Annotated in this window: 14 protein-coding genes; 8 read left to right on the top strand and 6 right to left on the bottom strand. The window is 56.1% G+C overall.

The window, feature by feature from the left end; all coding sequences use genetic code 11:
- Positions 1–37 precede the first annotated feature (37 nt).
- From ACVWXD_RS24780 to ACVWXD_RS24770, 3 genes are all read left to right on the top strand, one after another.
- On the top strand, positions 38–544 hold the full coding sequence (locus tag ACVWXD_RS24780; RefSeq protein WP_032885157.1) for a sigma-70 family RNA polymerase sigma factor: 507 nt from the start codon (positions 38–40) through the stop codon (positions 542–544).
- On the top strand, positions 544–1,488 hold the full coding sequence (locus ACVWXD_RS24775; RefSeq protein WP_181644047.1) for a FecR domain-containing protein: 945 nt from the start codon (positions 544–546) through the stop codon (positions 1,486–1,488). Before ACVWXD_RS24780 ends, ACVWXD_RS24775 begins: the two co-directional genes overlap by 1 nt.
- Positions 1,489–1,576: 88 nt before the next feature.
- Positions 1,577–4,015 carry a TonB-dependent siderophore receptor gene (locus tag ACVWXD_RS24770; RefSeq protein WP_181644046.1) on the top strand — a complete coding sequence of 813 codons (2,439 nt, stop codon included), beginning with the start codon at positions 1,577–1,579 and terminating at the stop codon, positions 4,013–4,015.
- A 19-nt stretch (positions 4,016–4,034) separates the two neighbouring features.
- Here ACVWXD_RS24770 and mnmE read toward each other — a convergent pair whose 3' ends face one another.
- The 5 genes from mnmE to rpmH all read right to left on the bottom strand — a co-directional run bounded on the left by mnmE (position 4,035) and on the right by rpmH (position 7,963).
- A complete protein-coding gene (gene mnmE, locus ACVWXD_RS24765) occupies positions 4,035–5,405 on the bottom strand; it encodes a tRNA uridine-5-carboxymethylaminomethyl(34) synthesis GTPase MnmE (protein ID WP_032885154.1) in 1,371 nt (456 codons plus the stop codon).
- Positions 5,406–5,484: 79 nt separating this feature from the next.
- Complete coding sequence (gene yidC / locus ACVWXD_RS24760; RefSeq protein ID WP_032885153.1) at positions 5,485–7,167, bottom strand: membrane protein insertase YidC; 1,683 nt, start codon at positions 7,165–7,167, stop codon at positions 5,485–5,487.
- Between the two features lie 2 nt (positions 7,168–7,169).
- Positions 7,170–7,415 carry a membrane protein insertion efficiency factor YidD gene (gene yidD / locus ACVWXD_RS24755; protein WP_010207715.1) on the bottom strand — a complete coding sequence of 82 codons (246 nt, stop codon included), beginning with the start codon at positions 7,413–7,415 and terminating at the stop codon, positions 7,170–7,172.
- Positions 7,408–7,812 carry a ribonuclease P protein component gene (gene rnpA / locus ACVWXD_RS24750; RefSeq protein ID WP_026013533.1) on the bottom strand — a complete coding sequence of 135 codons (405 nt, stop codon included), beginning with the start codon at positions 7,810–7,812 and terminating at the stop codon, positions 7,408–7,410. The genes yidD and rnpA overlap by 8 nt, the downstream gene beginning before the upstream one ends.
- A gap of 16 nt (positions 7,813–7,828) precedes the next feature.
- Positions 7,829–7,963, bottom strand: coding sequence for a 50S ribosomal protein L34 (gene rpmH / locus ACVWXD_RS24745; RefSeq protein ID WP_003213577.1), 135 nt, complete (start codon positions 7,961–7,963; stop codon positions 7,829–7,831).
- 586 nt (positions 7,964–8,549) lie between these two features.
- On the opposite strand from rpmH, the gene dnaA reads away from it, so the two are divergent.
- Genes dnaA through gyrB form a run of 4 tightly spaced genes read left to right on the top strand, consistent with a single transcriptional unit; the run spans position 8,550 to position 14,758 of the window.
- Positions 8,550–10,070, top strand: coding sequence for a chromosomal replication initiator protein DnaA (dnaA, locus tag ACVWXD_RS24740; RefSeq protein WP_032885151.1), 1,521 nt, complete (start codon positions 8,550–8,552; stop codon positions 10,068–10,070).
- A 38-nt stretch (positions 10,071–10,108) separates the two neighbouring features.
- Positions 10,109–11,212, top strand: coding sequence for a DNA polymerase III subunit beta (gene dnaN / locus ACVWXD_RS24735; protein WP_005783345.1), 1,104 nt, complete (start codon positions 10,109–10,111; stop codon positions 11,210–11,212).
- 20 nt (positions 11,213–11,232) lie between these two features.
- Positions 11,233–12,336 carry a DNA replication/repair protein RecF gene (gene recF / locus ACVWXD_RS24730; RefSeq protein WP_012721452.1) on the top strand — a complete coding sequence of 368 codons (1,104 nt, stop codon included), beginning with the start codon at positions 11,233–11,235 and terminating at the stop codon, positions 12,334–12,336.
- Positions 12,337–12,340: 4 nt separating this feature from the next.
- On the top strand, positions 12,341–14,758 hold the full coding sequence (gene gyrB, locus ACVWXD_RS24725) for a DNA topoisomerase (ATP-hydrolyzing) subunit B (RefSeq protein ID WP_032885149.1): 2,418 nt from the start codon (positions 12,341–12,343) through the stop codon (positions 14,756–14,758).
- Positions 14,759–14,861: 103 nt separating this feature from the next.
- Here the strand turns inward: gyrB and ACVWXD_RS24720 are convergent, their stop codons facing one another.
- Positions 14,862–15,584: a response regulator transcription factor gene (locus ACVWXD_RS24720; protein ID WP_032885147.1), complete on the bottom strand. Its 723-nt coding sequence runs from the start codon at positions 15,582–15,584 to the stop codon at positions 14,862–14,864.
- A 379-nt stretch (positions 15,585–15,963) separates the two neighbouring features.
- Here ACVWXD_RS24720 and ACVWXD_RS24715 point away from each other — a divergent pair, with 379 nt between their 5' ends.
- Positions 15,964–18,246: a CHASE2 domain-containing protein gene (locus ACVWXD_RS24715; RefSeq protein ID WP_122764016.1), complete on the top strand. Its 2,283-nt coding sequence runs from the start codon at positions 15,964–15,966 to the stop codon at positions 18,244–18,246.
- The last annotated feature ends 76 nt before the right edge of the window (positions 18,247–18,322 follow it).

The raw sequence follows: 18,322 nt of genomic DNA, 5'->3' as shown, positions 1-18,322 counted from the left end.
TAATAGCGATTATCATTAACCTGCCCTCTCGCACCCTATGCCTACTCCTTCACACACGGTTGCCGTCCAGCATATTTACGAACAGCACCATTCTTGGTTGCACGGGTGGCTCAGAGGTAAGTTGCATAACGCCTGCGATGCGGCCGATGTCGCACACGATACGTTCGTGCGCATTCTTGGTGGGCGCCATGCGGCGCAGATCCTTGAGCCACGTGATTATCTGGCGACCATCGCCAGGGGTCTGGTAATTGACCGCTACAGGCGTCACGCCATTGAACAGGCTTATAAGCAAAGCCTGGCCGAGCGTCCTGATGCCACTGCCATCAGTGAAGAAGATAAGGCGATCATCATCGAAACCCTGGTGGCTGTGGATAAAGCTCTCGCCAGCTTGGGCGAACGCTCGCGGCGGATCTTCATGCTGTCGCAGATTGACGGCCTGACTTATCAACAGATCGCCGATCAACTGCAGGTGTCACTGACGACCGTGAAGAAGCACATGGTTCGCGCGTTGACCGAATGTTCAATGATCATGGCCTCCTTGTAATGGCAGCGCCTGATCGCAAGACCTTCGAGGCTGCCGCCGGCTGGTACGTGCAGTTTCAATCCCAGACGCCCACAGCCGCCGAGCGCCATGCATGGCAGCAATGGCTCAACATCGACCCGTCCCATCAGGCGGCGTGGAATCAGATGGAGCAATTGCAACGCAGCCTGGGTGCCTTGCCCCAGGATTTCACTCGCCGCGCTTTGTCGGCCACACAGCAACGTCGCCAGGTGCTCAAGTGGATGCTGGTACTCGGCAGCACCGGTTACTTGGGGTGGAATGTTCAGCAACATACGTCTCTGGGCAATGTTTGGGCCGATTTCCGTACACCTTTGGGCAAGCGCCGGCGCATCGAACTGGCCGACGGCACCCGGATTGACCTGAATACCCAAACCGCCATTGATGTGCTGTTCGACGGACGCCAGCGCTTGATACGCCTGCGCGAAGGCGAAGTTCTTATCCACACTGGCAAGTCGGGCGCGCAGATGCCCTTCTATGTTGAGACTCAGCAGGGTCGCATCCAGGCTTTGGGGACACACTTTACTGTGCGCCAACTGCCGGATTTCACACAGGTCGGAGTGCTGGAAGACCGCGTCAGCATTTCACCCACTGATCGACCAGACCTCAGCCGACTGCTTATTGCAGGCGAGAGTGCGCAATTCAATCGGCAAAGCGTAGGGGTAAGCCAACCTTACAGCGGGGCTGAAGCTGCTTGGGTCGACGGACAACTGATCGTGCTCGATGCCCGGCTCGGCGATGTGATCGACGAGCTCGGTCGTTATCGACCTGGGGTCCTGCAATGCGATCCAGCTTCGGCGCGCCTGCGGGTTTCCGGCACATTCCGATTGGATTCCACCGATGCGGTGCTGGCCAACCTGCAAGCGACGCTGCCGATCCAGGTCAATTACTTCACCCGTTACTGGGTTTCGGTGAAGCGAATCGGCTGAGCAAAAAAATAATCCACAGGGTTATCTTTTTTTTACCTGACGCGGCCCTACAGGTAATCACGACGCTACCTTCAGGGTTTATCCACCTATGCGCCTTCCTCCTAAGCTTCGCCAGCGACTCTCCTGCCACGGCCTGACCTACGGTTTGCTGCTTACCTCTACCGCCGCTGCCTGCGGGTTGTTATCAACAGGCGCCCTTGCAGCCAGCGTGGTGCAGCACTTCGCTATTGGCGCAGGTCCGCTCGACAGCGCCTTGAGCCAATTTGCGGCCAGGGCCAATGTGATCCTGTCCTTTTCGCCCCAGCAGACCGCTCATTTGAACACCCCTGGGCTTGAGGGGGACTATTCGGTGGAGCAGGGATTTGCGCTGCTGTTGCAAAACTCGGCGTTAGAGGCTGTGGCCCAGGCGCCTGGTAGCTACATATTGCAAGCGGCGCCCACAGGCGAACTGACCCTTGCGCCCACGACTGTAAGCACGGTTCAACTGGACGGTTTCAATCAGGAGATCGCCGGGGATGTGGGCTACAAAGCTCAAAACAGCCGGGTTGGGACCAAAACCAGCACGCCACTGTCGGAAACACCGCGCTCGGTATCGGTCGTCACCGGTCAGCGCATCAAGGACCAGAAGTCCCAGTCCCTTACCGAAGTACTGGGCTACGTGCCGGGTATTTTCGCCCCGCCCTTCGCTGTCGGCGATAGTCTGGCCGGTGACCTGTTCTTTATTCGCGGTTTCAACGCCACAGACTATGGCTACGGCCTGCTGCGTGATGGACTACGTGTTCAGGGCAATCGGTACGACACCACCAGCGAGCCTTATGGCCTGGAGCGGGTCGAAATATTCCGTGGGCCTTCGTCGCTGCTCTACGGTGAAAATGCCCCCGGTGGCCTGGTGAACCTGGTCAGTAAACATCCAACCGCCACGCCGCAAGGCGAGGTACAACTGGGCTATGGTTCGAATAACCGCCGTCAGGTGGGTGTAGATATCTCCGGTCCGCTCAATGACAGCGGCGACATCCTTGGACGCGTGGTGATGCTGGGGCGCAAGTCTGATACCCAGACTGATCATGTGCCGGATGATCGCCTCTACGTTGCTCCCTCCCTGACCCTGAATTTCGACGACTACAACACCCTCACCCTGCTCGCCAGCTACCAGAAGGATCACACCAACCTGGAACTCGGCCTACCAGCTGCCGGCACGTTACTGACGAATCCCAACGGTAAGTTGTCCAAGCACACCATGCTCGGGAATCCAGACTGGAACACCTTCGAACGGGAAGCCTGGAGCACGGGGTATGAGCTCGCTCATAGCTTCAATGACGACTGGCAGTTCCGCCAGAACTCGCGCTACATGCAGTCGCGTATCAACCGTCACGAAACCTGGCCGGGCCAATTGAACAACGGCGGTTTCGGGACTCGGCTGAACATGAACGCTTACGATCGCTACAACAAGTCGATGGTTTATTCCCTGGATAACCAGCTGGAAGGAAAATTTCAGGTCGGCGGGCTGGAAAATACCCTGCTGTTCGGCACCAGCTACGACCGCACTTCTTTCAATCAGGATTGGAATGCCGGGTTCGCCGGCACCATCGATGTGTATAACCCTGTTTACTTGCGCGACCCGACCACGCCTCTGGCAGTACAGAACACGTTGCTCGAACAGCAGATGAAAGGGGTTTATGCACAACTGCAGAGCAAGTATGACCGCTGGTTATTCTTGTTGGGTGGCCGTCAGGACTGGGTCGAGAGTGATTTCCGCGACAAGGTCAACAAGGCCAGCGATACCGGCTCTGAAGATCGCAAGTTCACCTATCAAGGCGGGGTGATGTACCAGTTCGACAATGGCCTGACGCCGTATGTGAGCTATTCCACTGCATTCGTGCCGGTACAGCAGATTTCCAACGCCGGTTCACCCTTGAAGCCGATTACCAGCAGCCAATACGAAGTAGGCGTGAAGTACGAACCGATCGGCTGGGATACGGCAATGACTGTGTCGGTGTATGACTTGCGCAAGGAAGATGACACCTACCTCGACGCCACCACTAACAGCTACCGCCAAGTAGGCGAAAGTCGGTCCAAGGGCGTTGAAGTCGAGGTCAACAGCAACGTCACGCCTAACCTGAATTTAACGGCGGCCTACACCTACACTGATGCTCGAATCACTAAGGACTCCGCTACTTCTCTGGTCGAAGGGCACCAGCTGACCGGGGTGCCGCGGAATCAGGCGTCCGTATGGGGCAAATACCGATTCCTCGACAGTCGGCTCAAGGGGTTGTCCCTGGGGGCGGGCGTGCGTTATTTCGACAGTACCTTTTCCTACACCGCGCCCACGCTGTACGGAAAATTGGACGCGGGAAGCGTCACCTTGGTGGATGCATCCGTTGGCTATCAGTTCGACAAAAACTGGTCGGTTGATGTGAATGCCAAGAACCTGTTCGACAAGGAATATGTATCCGGTTGCAACGATGCAGGGCGTTGTTACTGGGGTGACAGCCGTACCTTGCTCGGTACGGTGTCCTACAACTGGTAAACCATTGTGGATAACGTTGCTATTTACCGATGCAGAAGCTGGAAAAGATCCGTCCCAACAAATCATCGGAGCTGAAGGCGCCGGTGATTTCCCCCAGCAGTTGCTGTGCCTGACGTAGATCCTCGGCCAGCAGCTCCCCTGCCCCCGCCAAGGTCAGCTGCGCGCGTCCGTGCTCAAGGGCCGCACTGGCATGACGCAGTGCCTCCAGGTGCCTGCGACGCGCACTGAAGCTGCTTTCCGAGGTCTGCTCGTAACCCATGCAGGCCTTGAGATGGTCGCGCAGCAATTCCAGGCCATTACCCGCCGACTTGGCGCTCAGGCTGATCGTGACGTGGCCATCCTCACCCATTTCAAGCGCGATGGCTTCGCCTGTCAGGTCAGCCTTGTTGCGGATCAAGGTGACGTTAGCCGGGTCAGGTCGTTGTTCAAGAAACTCCGGCCAAAGGGCAAAAGGATCCGCAGCCTCAGGCGCAGTGGCATCAACCACCAGTAATACGCGGTCTGCTTCACTGATGGCTTTGAGGGCGCGCTCTACGCCGATCTTTTCCACCTGGTCATCGGTATCGCGCAAGCCTGCGGTGTCAACCACGTGCAGCGGCATGCCGTCGATGTGGATATGTTCGCGCAGGATGTCCCGGGTGGTGCCGGCAATCTCGGTGACGATGGCAGCCTCACGTCCGGCCAAGGCATTCAGAAGGCTGGACTTACCCGCGTTGGGGCGACCGGCAATGACCACCGTCATGCCATCGCGCAGCAAGGCGCCTTGCCCCGCTTCACGCAGCACTGTGGATAACTCCTCGCGGACTTTATCCAACATTGCCAATACGTGGCCATCGGCGAGGAAGTCGATCTCTTCCTCAGGAAAATCAATCGCCGCCTCTACGTAGATGCGCAGGCTGATCAATTGCTCGGTCAAGTTATGCACACGCAGGGAAAATGCCCCCTGCAGCGAACGCAACGCATTGCGTGCGGCCTGTGCGGAACTCGCTTCGATCAGGTCCGCGATAGCTTCGGCCTGGGCCAGATCGAGCTTGTCATTCAAGAACGCGCGTTCACTGAACTCACCCGGCCGGGCGAGACGGCAGCCTAATTGCAGGCAACGCTGCAGCAGCATATCCAGGACTACAGGACCACCGTGGCCTTGCAGTTCCAGGACATCCTCACCGGTGAAAGAGTTAGGTCCAGGGAAATAGAGGGCCAGGCCCTCATCCAATACGCTGTGGTCTGCATCCAGAAACGGGCCGTAATGGGCATACCTCGGTTTCAATTCCCGGCCGCTGATGGCCTTGGCTGCCATGCCGGCGAGGGGCCCGGAAATTCGAACGATACCCACACCGCCGCGACCTTGAGCGGTTGCGACAGCAGCGATGGTTTCACGAGGAGCGCTCATCAGCAGGTTCCAGAACAAAAGTGACGGAAAGCAAAACGCCCCACTAGGGGGCGTCTTGAGTGGTTATCCACAGAGTAAATTACGCCTCGGCTTTTTTGGTAGCCGCTTCGATTTTACGTGTGATGTACCACTGTTGAGAGATCGACAACACGTTGTTGACCACCCAGTACAGAACCAGACCAGCTGGGAACCACAGGAAGAAGAAGGTGAAGATGATTGGCATCATTTTCATCACTTTAGCCTGCATCGGATCCGGCGGTGTTGGGTTCAGACGCTGCTGGATGAACATGGTCGCGCCCATGATGATCGGCAGGATAAAGAATGGGTCCTTGATCGACAGATCAGTTATCCACAGCATGAACGGTGCCTGGCGCATTTCCACGCTTTCCAGGAGTACCCAGTACAGCGATAGGAACACCGGCATCTGCACCAGAATAGGCAAGCATCCACCCAACGGGTTGATCTTCTCTTTCTTGTACAGCTCCATCATGGCCTGCGACATTTTCTGCCGATCATCACCATGCTGCTCTTTCAACGCGGCCAGTTTCGGAGCCACGGCACGCATGCGAGCCATCGACTTGTAGCTGGCAGCCGACAGTGGGAAGAAGATCCCCTTGATCAGCATGGTCAGGAATATGATCGAGAAGCCCCAGTTACCCACAATGCTGTGGATATGTTGCAGCAGCCAGAAGATAGGCTGGGCAATGAACCACAGAATGCCGTAATCCACAGTCAGTTCCAGACCTGGGGACAACTCTTTCAGCACGGCCTGGCTTTTCGGGCCGGCGTACAGGGTAGCGCTGGTTTCAGCCTTGGCACCTGGAGCGACGGTCAACGCCGGGCCAGTAAAGCCAATGATGTAGTTACCTTGGCTGTCTTTACGGGTTTGAACCAGGTTGGCTTCACCCTTGTTCGGGATCCAGGCGGTCACGAAATAGTGTTGCAACCAGGCAACCCAGCCGCCTTGGACGGTTTCTTTCAGCGCGCCTTTGTCGATATCTTTCATCGACACTTTTTTGTACGGCTCGTTACTTGTCCACAGGGCTGCGCCCAAGTAGGTAGCGGTACCAGTAGCGGTGCTTGAAGAAGGATCGGAGCTGCCATCACGCTTGAGTTGGGCAAACAGATTGCCGCTCCAAGGTTTTTCGCTGGTGTTGTCGATCAGGTAAGTGACCTTCAGGTCGTACAAACCGCGAGTGAAACTGAAACGCTTGATGTAGTTGACGCCGTCGAGGCTGAATTTCAGGTCGACGTTCAACTGGTTTTGGCCATCAGCCAGTTGATAAACCTTCTTTTCGGTCGAATAAACCGGACGACCGGTAGCGCGCGCATCCGGACCATTAGTGCCGGTCAGACCGCTTTGCGCCAGATAAGTACGTTCACCACCGTTATCGAACAGTTGGAACGGTACATCCGGATGGTCTTGGCGACGTGGATACAGCGGCAGTTTCAACTGCGCGATATCACCACCTTGTGGGTCGATAGCCAAGTCGAGCACATCCGTTTTCACGAGGATGAGGTCTTTATTGGTGACCACTGGCGTTTCTAAAGGGGCGCTTGTCTCGCCATTCGCGCTGGGAACATCTGCACTCGCGGACGCATTGGTACCCAGCGGGGTGTCCGGAATAGCCGGGGCAGCCTGATTGGTAGCAACATTCTGAGTCGGCAGGGCAGCTTGGCCATAATCCTGGTTCCACTTAAGAACCATGACGTAGGACACGATTGCCAGGGCGACGATCAGGATCGTGCGTTTAATATCCATGATTACTCGGCCATCGAAGAAGAACGGGAGGTAGGGATAGGTGGAACCGGGTCATAACCACCGGGATTCCACGGATGACAGCGACCTAAACGACGAAAGGTCAGCCAGCCACCGCGCAGAAGACCATGATTTTCTATGGCTTCTAACGCGTAGCAGGAACAACTGGGGTAGAAACGACAGTGACTGGCCATCAGAGGACTAATGGCATAGCGATAAAACTGGATCGGAACGAGTGCCAGTTTACGCATTGGTACTGTCTACCCCTACAGTTTCGGTGCTGACTGCTGGTGCTGGTTTGTTGGTACGCGCCAGACGTTTCCAGAGCTTGCCGAAATGCTGAATCAATTCGGGGTTTTCTACATCCCCCAAGCCTTTGCGCGCGACGATAACAATATCCCAACCAACCAGAGTGTCCTGGTGGAGGCGAAACGATTCGCGCATCAGACGCTTGAGGCGATTGCGCTCAACGGAGAGCTTTACGCTCTTCTTGCCAATCACCAACCCGAGACGGGGGTGATCAAGATCGTTGTTACGCGCAAGGAGCAGGAGATTTTTCCCCGGAACCTTGCCGGTGGGGGAGTCAAAGACTGCCTTGAAGTGCCGGGGTGTTAGCAGACGCTTTTCCCGACTGAAGTCCTGACTCACCACCAGTACCGGATTATCAAACTGCCAGACGCGCACGACCTTTGGCGCGGCGACGCGACAGGACAGCACGGCCGTTCTTGGTAGCCATGCGAGCACGGAAGCCGTGAGTACGGGCGCGTTTGATGGTGCTTGGTTGGAAAGTACGTTTCATGGCGTTGTTACCTGGTTCGTCCACAACGGGCCGGAATGGCCCCCGTTTTAAGAGACCGGCGATTCTAGAGAAAGCAAGCCTCTAGGTCAATTTCCAACCAGCTTTTCCTTCAATTAGATCTCTATCGGGTAAAACCCCCTTTTCTATCCGCCTGGCTTCCATGAGCAATGTCATAGATATAAAAATAAAGAAGGAAGTTATTTAAAGCTTTTCTGTAAAGCTTATAAAAGCTAGGCAGGCCATCCTCTGTGGATAACTGCCTTGAGGCCATATTCCACTTGATGTACAGAGGATGACAACATGGGGGAGAAGCGGTGCCCTGCCTGTGCTGCGCTGTCGGATAAGCTGTGTGTGGAATGGCATGTTATCCACAGCCCAGTTACCCACAGACTTTCACCCCCACTTGTACAACGAGCTCAGGGCCGCTTATCCACATACCTTATGCACAGACCACTGGTCGGCTTTTTCCGGGATAAGACATTGATTTTGGGTGCCCTGTGGGCAACCTACATGTGGATAAGTGGGCGGCTCGCCGCTACAATGGCGGCTGTTTTTGCCTCACCGGCTTTCAACTTAGGGGATATCCGTGTCAGTGGAACTTTGGCAGCAGTGCGTGGAGCTTTTGCGCGATGAGCTGCCTGCCCAGCAATTCAACACCTGGATCCGTCCGCTACAGGTCGAAGCCGAAGGCGACGAGTTGCGTGTCTACGCACCTAATCGTTTTGTTCTCGACTGGGTCAACGAGAAGTACCTGAGCCGCGTTCTCGAATTGCTCGACGAACACGGCAATGGCCTTGCGCCTGTGCTCTCCTTATTAATAGGCAGCAAACGCAGCTCGGCGCCTCGCGCTGCGCCGAATGCGCCATTGGCGGCGAGCGCTTCTCAAGCTCAGGCCGCAGCGGCACCTGTTAATAACTCGCCTGCTCCCGTTGCCCAGACGCCTTCCAAATCGGCGTCACAGAAAAACGCACCTATTAATGAAGAGCCGTCTCGCGACAGCTTTGACCCCATGGCTGGTGCCAGCTCGCAGCAGGCACCGATTCGCGCCGAACAGCGCACCGTACAGGTCGAAGGCGCGCTCAAGCACACCAGCTACTTGAACCGCACCTTTACCTTCGAGAATTTCGTCGAAGGTAAATCTAACCAGCTGGCTCGCGCCGCGGCCTGGCAAGTGGCGGATAACCCCAAGCACGGTTACAACCCGCTCTTCCTTTATGGTGGCGTGGGCTTGGGTAAAACTCACTTGATGCACGCTGTGGGTAACCACCTATTAAAGAAGAACCCGAATGCCAAGGTCGTTTACCTGCACTCGGAGCGCTTCGTAGCGGACATGGTTAAGGCCTTGCAGCTCAATGCCATCAACGAGTTCAAGCGCTTCTACCGTTCCGTTGACGCCTTGCTGATCGATGACATTCAGTTCTTTGCTCGTAAGGAACGTTCACAGGAAGAGTTTTTCCATACCTTCAACGCCCTGCTCGAAGGCGGCCAACAGGTCATCTTGACCAGTGACCGTTATCCGAAGGAAATCGAAGGCCTGGAAGAACGCTTGAAGTCGCGCTTTGGCTGGGGCCTCACCGTTGCGGTAGAGCCGCCGGAGCTGGAAACCCGCGTTGCGATCCTGATGAAAAAAGCCGATCAGGCAAAAGTCGATCTGCCACACGACGCTGCTTTCTTTATCGCACAGCGCATTCGTTCCAACGTGCGTGAACTCGAAGGCGCGCTCAAGCGAGTCATCGCACACTCGCATTTCATGGGGCGCGACATCACCATCGAGCTGATTCGCGAATCCTTGAAAGACTTGCTGGCACTGCAGGACAAACTGGTGAGTGTGGATAACATCCAGCGCACCGTGGCCGAGTACTACAAGATCAAGATTTCCGACCTGCTGTCCAAGCGCCGTTCTCGCTCGGTGGCTCGTCCGCGACAAGTGGCCATGGCCCTCTCCAAGGAGTTGACCAACCATAGCCTGCCGGAAATCGGCGATGTGTTTGGTGGTCGCGACCACACCACAGTCTTGCACGCATGCCGCAAGATCAACGAACTTAAGGAATCCGACGCGGATATTCGCGAGGACTACAAGAACCTGCTGCGTACACTGACCACTTGATGACACCAGCGCAGCTTATTAAGGCAAGGGACTAGACCATGCATTTCACCATTCAACGCGAAGCCCTGTTGAAACCCCTGCAACTGGTCGCAGGCGTCGTCGAGCGCCGACAGACCTTGCCGGTGCTCTCCAACGTATTGCTGGTTGTCGAAGGCCAGCAGTTGTCCCTGACTGGTACCGACCTGGAAGTCGAATTGGTTGGCCGCGTGCAGCTGGAAGAGCCTGCAGAGCCTGGCGAGATTACTGTGCCAGCGCGTAAGCTGATGGACATCTGCAAGAGCCTGCCGAACGACGCGCTGATCGACATTAAGGTTGATGAGCAGAAGTTGGTGGTCAAGGCAGGTCGCAGTCGTTTCACGCTGTCCACTTTGCCGGCCAATGATTTCCCGACTGTGGAGGAAGGCCCAGGCTCACTGACCTGCAGCCTTGAGCAAAGTAAACTGCGCCGTCTTATCGAACGCACCAGCTTCGCCATGGCCCAGCAGGACGTGCGTTACTACCTCAACGGCATGCTGCTGGAAGTGTCGGAAGGCATCATCCGCGCCGTGGCTACCGACGGTCACCGTCTGGCAATGTGCTCGATGCGCGCCGATATCGGCCAACCTGATCGTCACCAGGTGATCGTTCCGCGTAAGGGGATTCTCGAACTGGCGCGCCTGCTCACCGAGCCGGATGGCAATGTCAGCATCGTACTGGGTCAGCACCATATCCGCGCGACCACCGGCGAATTCACGTTCACGTCCAAGCTGGTCGACGGCAAATTCCCGGATTACGAGCGTGTGCTGCCTAAAGGTGGTGACAAGTTGGTAATCGGTGACCGTCAGGCCCTGCGTGAAGCGTTCAGCCGTACCGCGATTCTGTCCAACGAAAAGTACCGTGGTATTCGTCTGCAATTGGCCAACGGTCAGTTAAAAATTCAGGCCAATAACCCGGAGCAGGAAGAAGCGGAAGAAGAAGTCGGCGTTGACTACAACGGTGGTTCCCTGGAAATCGGCTTCAACGTGAGCTACTTGCTGGACGTGTTGGGTGTGATGACCACTGAACAGGTTCGCCTGATCCTGTCTGACTCCAACAGCAGCGCTCTGGTGCAGGAATCCGACAACGACGACTCGGCTTATGTTGTTATGCCGATGCGCCTGTAATCATGCTCAGCAGAAGCTAGATGTCCCTTAGTCGCGTCTCGGTCACCGCGGTGCGCAATTTGCACCCGGTGACCTTCTCCCCCTCCCCCCGCATCAACATCCTCCACGGCGCCAACGGTAGTGGCAAAACCAGCGTGCTGGAAGCCATCCACCTGCTAGGGCTTGCCCGTTCCTTTCGCAGTGCCCGCTTGTTGCCGGTGATTCAGTACGAACAACTGGCCTGCACGGTCTTCGGTCAAGTCGAACTGGCAGAAGGGGGCCACAGCAGCCTGGGGATTTCTCGTGATCGCGGCGGTGAGTTCCAGATTCGCATCGACGGGCAAAACGCTCGCAGTGCTGCGCAACTGGCAGAGATCCTGCCGTTGCAACTGATCAACCCTGACAGCTTCCGATTACTGGAAGGTGCGCCGAAAATCCGCAGGCAGTTCCTCGATTGGGGAGTGTTCCACGTGGAACCACGATTCATGGCCACATGGCAGCGCCTGCAGAAGGCCCTGCGGCAGCGGAACTCATGGCTGCGGCATGGTACACTTGACGCCGCTTCGCAAGCGGCCTGGGACCGGGAATTGTGCCTGGCCAGCGATGAAATAGATGAATACCGCCGCGCCTATATCAAAGCCTTGAAACCAGTCTTTGAGCAGACCTTGAGTGAGTTGTTGGATCTCGAGGGGCTGACGCTGAGTTACTACCGTGGTTGGGATAAAGAGCGTGAGCTGAGTGCAGTGCTCGCGACTTCCCTGCAACGGGATCAGCAAATTGGCCATACCCAGGCCGGACCCCAACGGGCTGATTTGCGTCTTAGATTAGGCGCACACAATGCTGCGGACATCTTGTCCCGTGGCCAGCAGAAGTTGGTGGTGTGTGCACTGCGTATCGCCCAGGGTCATCTGGTTAGCCAAGCCCGACGTGGTCAGTGTATTTATCTGGTGGATGACTTGCCGTCTGAACTCGACGAGCAACATCGCCGTGCGTTATGCCGCTTGTTGGAAGAATTACGCTGCCAGGTTTTTATCACCTGTGTAGACCACGAATTATTGAGGGAAGGCTGGCAGACGGAAACGCCAGTCGCTTTGTTCCACGTGGAACAAGGCCGTATCACCCAGACCCACGACCATCGGGAGTGAAGGCATGAGCGAAGAAAACACGTACGACTCGACCAGCATTAAAGTGCTGAAAGGTTTGGATGCCGTACGCAAACGTCCCGGTATGTACATTGGCGACACTGATGACGGTAGCGGTCTGCACCACATGGTGTTCGAGGTGGTCGACAACTCCATCGACGAAGCTTTGGCCGGTCACTGCGACGACATCAGCATCATCATCCACCCGGACGAATCCATCACCGTGCGCGACAACGGTCGTGGCATTCCGGTAGATGTGCACAAAGAAGAAGGTGTTTCGGCAGCAGAGGTCATCATGACCGTGCTCCACGCCGGCGGTAAGTTCGACGATAACTCCTATAAAGTATCCGGCGGTTTGCACGGTGTGGGTGTGTCGGTAGTGAATGCTCTTTCCGAAGAGCTGATCCTCACCGTTCGCCGTAGCGGAAAGATCTGGGAACAGACCTACGTCCACGGTGTTCCACAGGAGCCTATGAAAATCGTTGGCGACAGTGAAACCACCGGTACTCAGATTCATTTCAAGCCGTCCGATGAAACATTCAAGAATATCCACTTCAGCTGGGACATTCTGGCCAAGCGTATTCGCGAACTCTCCTTCCTCAACTCCGGTGTGGGTATCGTCCTTAAGGACGAGCGCAGCGGCAAGGAAGAACTGTTCAAGTACGAAGGTGGTCTACGTGCATTCGTTGAATACCTGAACACCAACAAGACTGCGGTCAACCAGGTGTTTCACTTCAACATCCAGCGTGATGACGGCATCGGCGTGGAAATCGCCCTGCAGTGGAACGACAGCTTCAACGAGAACCTGTTGTGCTTCACCAACAATATTCCCCAGCGCGATGGCGGCACTCACTTGGTGGGTTTCCGTTCCGCGCTGACGCGTAACCTGAACACCTACATCGAAGCCGAAGGCCTGGCGAAGAAGCATAAAGTTGCCACCACCGGTGACGATGCGCGTGAAGGTCTGACCGCGATTATCTCAGTGAAAGTGCCGGATCCTAAGTTTAGTTCCCAGACTAAAGACAAGCTGGTGTCTTCCGAAGTGAAGACAGCCGTTGAACAGGAAATGGGTAAATACTTCTCGGACTTCCTGCTGGAGAATCCGAACGAAGCCAAGCTGGTCGTCGGTAAGATGATCGATGCTGCGCGTGCCCGGGAAGCCGCGCGTAAGGCTCGCGAGATGACCCGTCGTAAAGGCGCGTTGGATATCGCCGGCTTGCCGGGCAAACTGGCTGACTGCCAGGAAAAAGACCCTGCCCTCTCTGAACTGTACCTGGTGGAAGGTGACTCTGCTGGCGGTTCCGCCAAGCAGGGTCGTAACCGTCGCACCCAGGCCATCCTGCCGTTGAAGGGTAAGATCCTTAACGTAGAGAAAGCTCGCTTCGACAAGATGATTTCCTCCCAGGAAGTTGGCACCTTGATCACTGCGTTGGGCTGCGGTATCGGTCGCGACGAGTACAACATCGATAAGCTGCGCTATCACAACATCATCATCATGACCGATGCTGACGTCGACGGCTCTCACATCCGTACTCTGCTGCTGACTTTCTTCTTCCGTCAGTTGCCGGAGCTGATCGAGCGTGGCTACATCTACATCGCCCAGCCACCTTTGTACAAAGTGAAAAAGGGTAAGCAAGAGCAATACATCAAAGACGACGACGCCATGGAAGAGTACATGACGCAGTCGGCTCTGGAAGATGCGAGCCTGCACTTGAACGACGAAGCACCGGGTATTTCCGGTGAGGCGTTGGAGCGTCTGGTTAACGATTTCCGCATGGTTATGAAGACCCTCAAGCGGCTGTCGCGCCTATACCCACAGGAACTGACCGAACACTTCATCTATCTGCCGGCCGTGAGCCTGGAGCAGTTGGGCGATCATGCAGCGATGCAGGAGTGGCTGGCCCAGTACGAAGTACGTCTGCGCACTGTGGAGAAATCTGGCCTGGTGTACAAAGCCAGTCTGCGTGAAGACCGTGAACGTAACGTATGGCTGCCAGAGGTCGAACTGATCTCCCATGGTCTGTCGAACTACGTCACCTTCAACCGCGACTTCTTCGGCAGCAATGACTACAAAACTGTGGTCACCTTGGGCGCGCAACTAAGCACCCTGCTGGACGACGGCGCCTACATTCAGCGTGGCGAGCGTAAGAAAGCAGTCAAGGAGTTCAAAGAGGCCCTGGACTGGTTGATGGCAGAAAGCACCAAGCGCCACACCATCCAGCGATACAAAGGTTTGGGTGAGATGAACCCTGATCAATTGTGGGAAACCACCATGGACCCTGCTCAGCGTCGCATGCTGCGCGTGACCATCGAAGACGCCATTGGGGCAGACCAGATCTTCAACACCCTGATGGGTGATGCGGTCGAGCCTCGCCGTGACTTCATCGAGAGTAATGCTCTGGCAGTGTCTAACCTGGATTTCTGATCCAGGCGAGACCCACAGAAAAAAGGCCAACGCTATGCGTTGGCCTTTTTTATTACGTGAAAATCAGTTTTTCTAAAATGCTCCACGTGGAACATCACCGTTTTCACCCATGGGAAGCTGTCGCCACACTCTCCAACCGGTACCCATACCCATAGATCGTCAACAGCTGCCAACCCCTGTCAGCAGTTAGCCCCAGCTTGTTACGCAACCGATAGATATGCGTATCCAAGGGTCTCGATGACACCATTTCTTCATGGGTCCAGAACCGCTCATAGAGGTACTCGCGGGACAGTGGCCGGGCCAGGTTGGCGAACAAGCAGCTCGCCAAGCGGTATTCCCGCTCGGTGAGGTTGATCGGTTTTCCCGCACGAGTGACGGTCAATTCGGCATCGTCAAAGGTCAGATCATTGAAGCTCTGTACTTCCTGGGTCGCCGGCTTCTGCAGGCCATGGCGACGTAGAACGGCGGTCACCCGAGCCTTCAGTTCATTGGGGCGAAAGGGTTTGCTCACGTAATCATCGGCGCCACTGTTCAACGCGGTGACGATATCGCTTTCAGCATCGCGGCTAGTGAGCATGATCACGGCGGGTGGGGACTCCATGTGTTCACGGGTCCAGCGCAGCAATGCGATGCCAGTGATATCGGGCAGTTGCCAGTCGAGTATCAGCAGGTCAAAGGTTTCCCGACGCAATTGGCGCAGCAGGTCTTCGCCACGCTCGAAGCAATGAAGGGTCCAGGGCTGTTCGGCGGTGCTGGGGATTTGTCGCAGTGTCTGTTCCACCCGTCTCAATTCAGCGGGTTCGTCATCCAGTATTGCGACACGCATGGGTGGGTCCTTTCTTCTCGAAGAGTACTGCAGCCGTAGTGAAGGCACGTACTGCACAGATGCCGGCCGTCGAATCTGAAGAATTGTGCGCAGATTCGTCGGCCCCTTGGATCTCTCGGTACGCTGGGATCAATAAGTGATTAACCCAGTTAAAGTCCTCGCTACCTACGTGGGAAAGATACCGGCTCCAAGCCTTAAGGAAAAGGATCAGCCGACGCATGCGCTGTCGTAAACTCCTGTGCCCTGATAGTGGATGCCCTTTGGAATTCCCACCTTTACGAGTCGCAAGCAGTAAAACTTTTCCACCGCGTCGAAAATGAGCTTCACTGGGCGCTATGCCACCTTCTACCGCATGCCAACAACAGGGACACGCTGATCAATGATGCTCTGGGGCAAGGCCGAAAAACGTCAACCCACCCATGCCCAACGGCTGTTCCACGGTCTGGTTCGTGAGTGGTTGTGGATCGGTTTGCTGTTGTTGCCGATCACAGCCTACCTCTCAATGAGTACTGGCCTGGCTTTGAACAACCCGCTGTATGACAGCCTTCGCCGTCTAACACCGCTGCCAGTGGATCCTCGTATCCTGCTGGTTACTATCGATGACGCCAGCCTGAAGAAGCTCGGCCAGTGGCCTTGGCCCCCTAGTTTGCACGCCGACCTGATCGATCGTCTGAGCGCTGCACAACCCGCCAGCATTCTGTTGGATGTAATCTTCAGCGATCCCGCCGATCCCCTCCAAGAAAAACGTTTAGCAGATGCGGTGTGCAACGCCGGCAACGTACTGTTGCCCTTGGGGCGTGACGACTCTGCCAGTTATAGCCCACCCAGAGTACAAATGCGGCCGCTGCTCAAATGTGCCAAGGGGGTTGGGCATATCAACGTGGAGGCTGACAGCGATGGCGTGGTGCGCAGCCTTTATTTACGTGAGGGCCCACCCAATGCGACGGCACCTCAGTTGGCGTGGTTGGCGTTCACGATGAGCGGCCAGCCTTCAGAGATGCCAGGTGAGCCTGTGGATTCGAATTCCCAGGATTGGCATCGAGAGTATGCAGTTCGCATCCCGTATATCGCCCCCGACAGCCATTTTCCAAGCGTGTCTTATGTCAGCGTATTACGTGGAGAAGTCTCCCCCGAGCGGCTGCGCAATCGTCTGATTCTGGTAGGAGCGCCAGCATCGGGAATGGGTGATCGCTATGTCACGCCGCTCTCACCCATGGTGGGAACCACGGCGGGCGTGGAGATTCAGGCCAACGTGCTCAATGGATTGCTGCAAGGTCGCAGCATTGTGGACTTGCCCGACTGGGTGGCTGCCCTGATGGCAACATCCCTGGTGGCGGCGCTACTGGGGCTGCTGCTCTACCGCCCACGCTTTGCACTGTGGATGACCCTTGGCTGTATGTTCACGGCTTTGCTCGGCTCATTTGCCCTATTGCGTATCGGCTACTGGTGGTCGCCTGCGGCCTGCCTGATCGGATTGCTGCTCAGCTACCTGATCTGGAACTGGCGACGTCTCAGCGTAATCCTGGCGTACTTTGGCTGGGAGTTGGCCCGATTGGATGACGAACCCAAAGTTCTGCCTGAGCGCCGACGTGCGCCTGCCAGCAAAGGTGATGTGTTGCAGGGGCGCATCTTTGCCCTGGAGCAAGCGGTAAGCCGTACAAGGGACACACGACGCTTTATGGCCGATGGTTTGGAGTGCCTGCCGGTGGCGACGCTGATCACAGACACACAAGGCAATATCCTGCTGGCCAATCGCATTGCCCGCGACGTGTTCGGCAGCGATCTGGTCAACCAAAACCTATTGGACCAATTGGTTGATCTGGGCTATCCACCCCTGCACAACGGCGTGCGCCCTGCCCTTTCTGCGTTGGAGCTTGTTGAGTTCCGTGATATTCACCAACGCAGCCTGCGCATGGAGCTTGCTCCTTTACTACCTGCCGAAGGGGATGTGGCGCTGGGTTGGTTGCTAAGCCTCACAGACCTGAGCAAAGAGCGCGAGGCCCAGCAGCACCGGGAAACTATGCTGCGTTTCCTTTCCCATGATCTGCGTGCACCGCACTCGGCGATCCTCGCGCTGCTCGACGTGCACAACGCCGAGTCGCCAGTATTTTCTCAGATTGAGCAGCAAGTACGCCGAGCCTTGAGCCTGACTGAATCCTTCGTCCAGTTGGCGAAAGCGGAGGCCGATGGTTACCACTTCCAACCGACGCTGTTTGCCATGCTGGTAATGGATGCTTTTGACCAGGTAGCACTGATCGCCCAGCTCAAAGGTATTCACCTGGTCCACGATCTTGAAGAGGCGGATGAAGGGATGGTGTCAGCCGATCAGTCCCTACTCACTCGCGCGTTATTCAATGTGCTGGAGAACGCGATCAAGTACTCGCCATCCGGCACCACCGTCCGGTTGAGACACAGCAGCGAACAAGGTTGGTTGGAATGCCTTATCAGCGACCAGGGCCCCGGGATAGCCTCCAAGGATTTACCGGAGCTGTTCAGCCAGTACAAACGCTTTGATTCAGCCCAAGGCAGCGAAGGGTTGGGGCTAGGGCTCACCATGGTCAAGGCAGTCGTGGAGCGCCATGGAGGTCGTATCGAATGTGAAAGCACCCTAGGCAAAGGCACTACATTCAGACTGCAATTGCCCTTGCTGGAAGACTGTTAAAACGTCCTTTTCTGCTGTGCATAAAAAACCGGTCACAAGGACCGGTTTTTTTATGCGGAAAAAACTTATGCACGTT

The sequence above is a fragment of the Pseudomonas sp. TE3911 genome (assembly GCF_054062775.1).
This window is presented reverse-complemented; position numbering and strand designations above follow the sequence as displayed.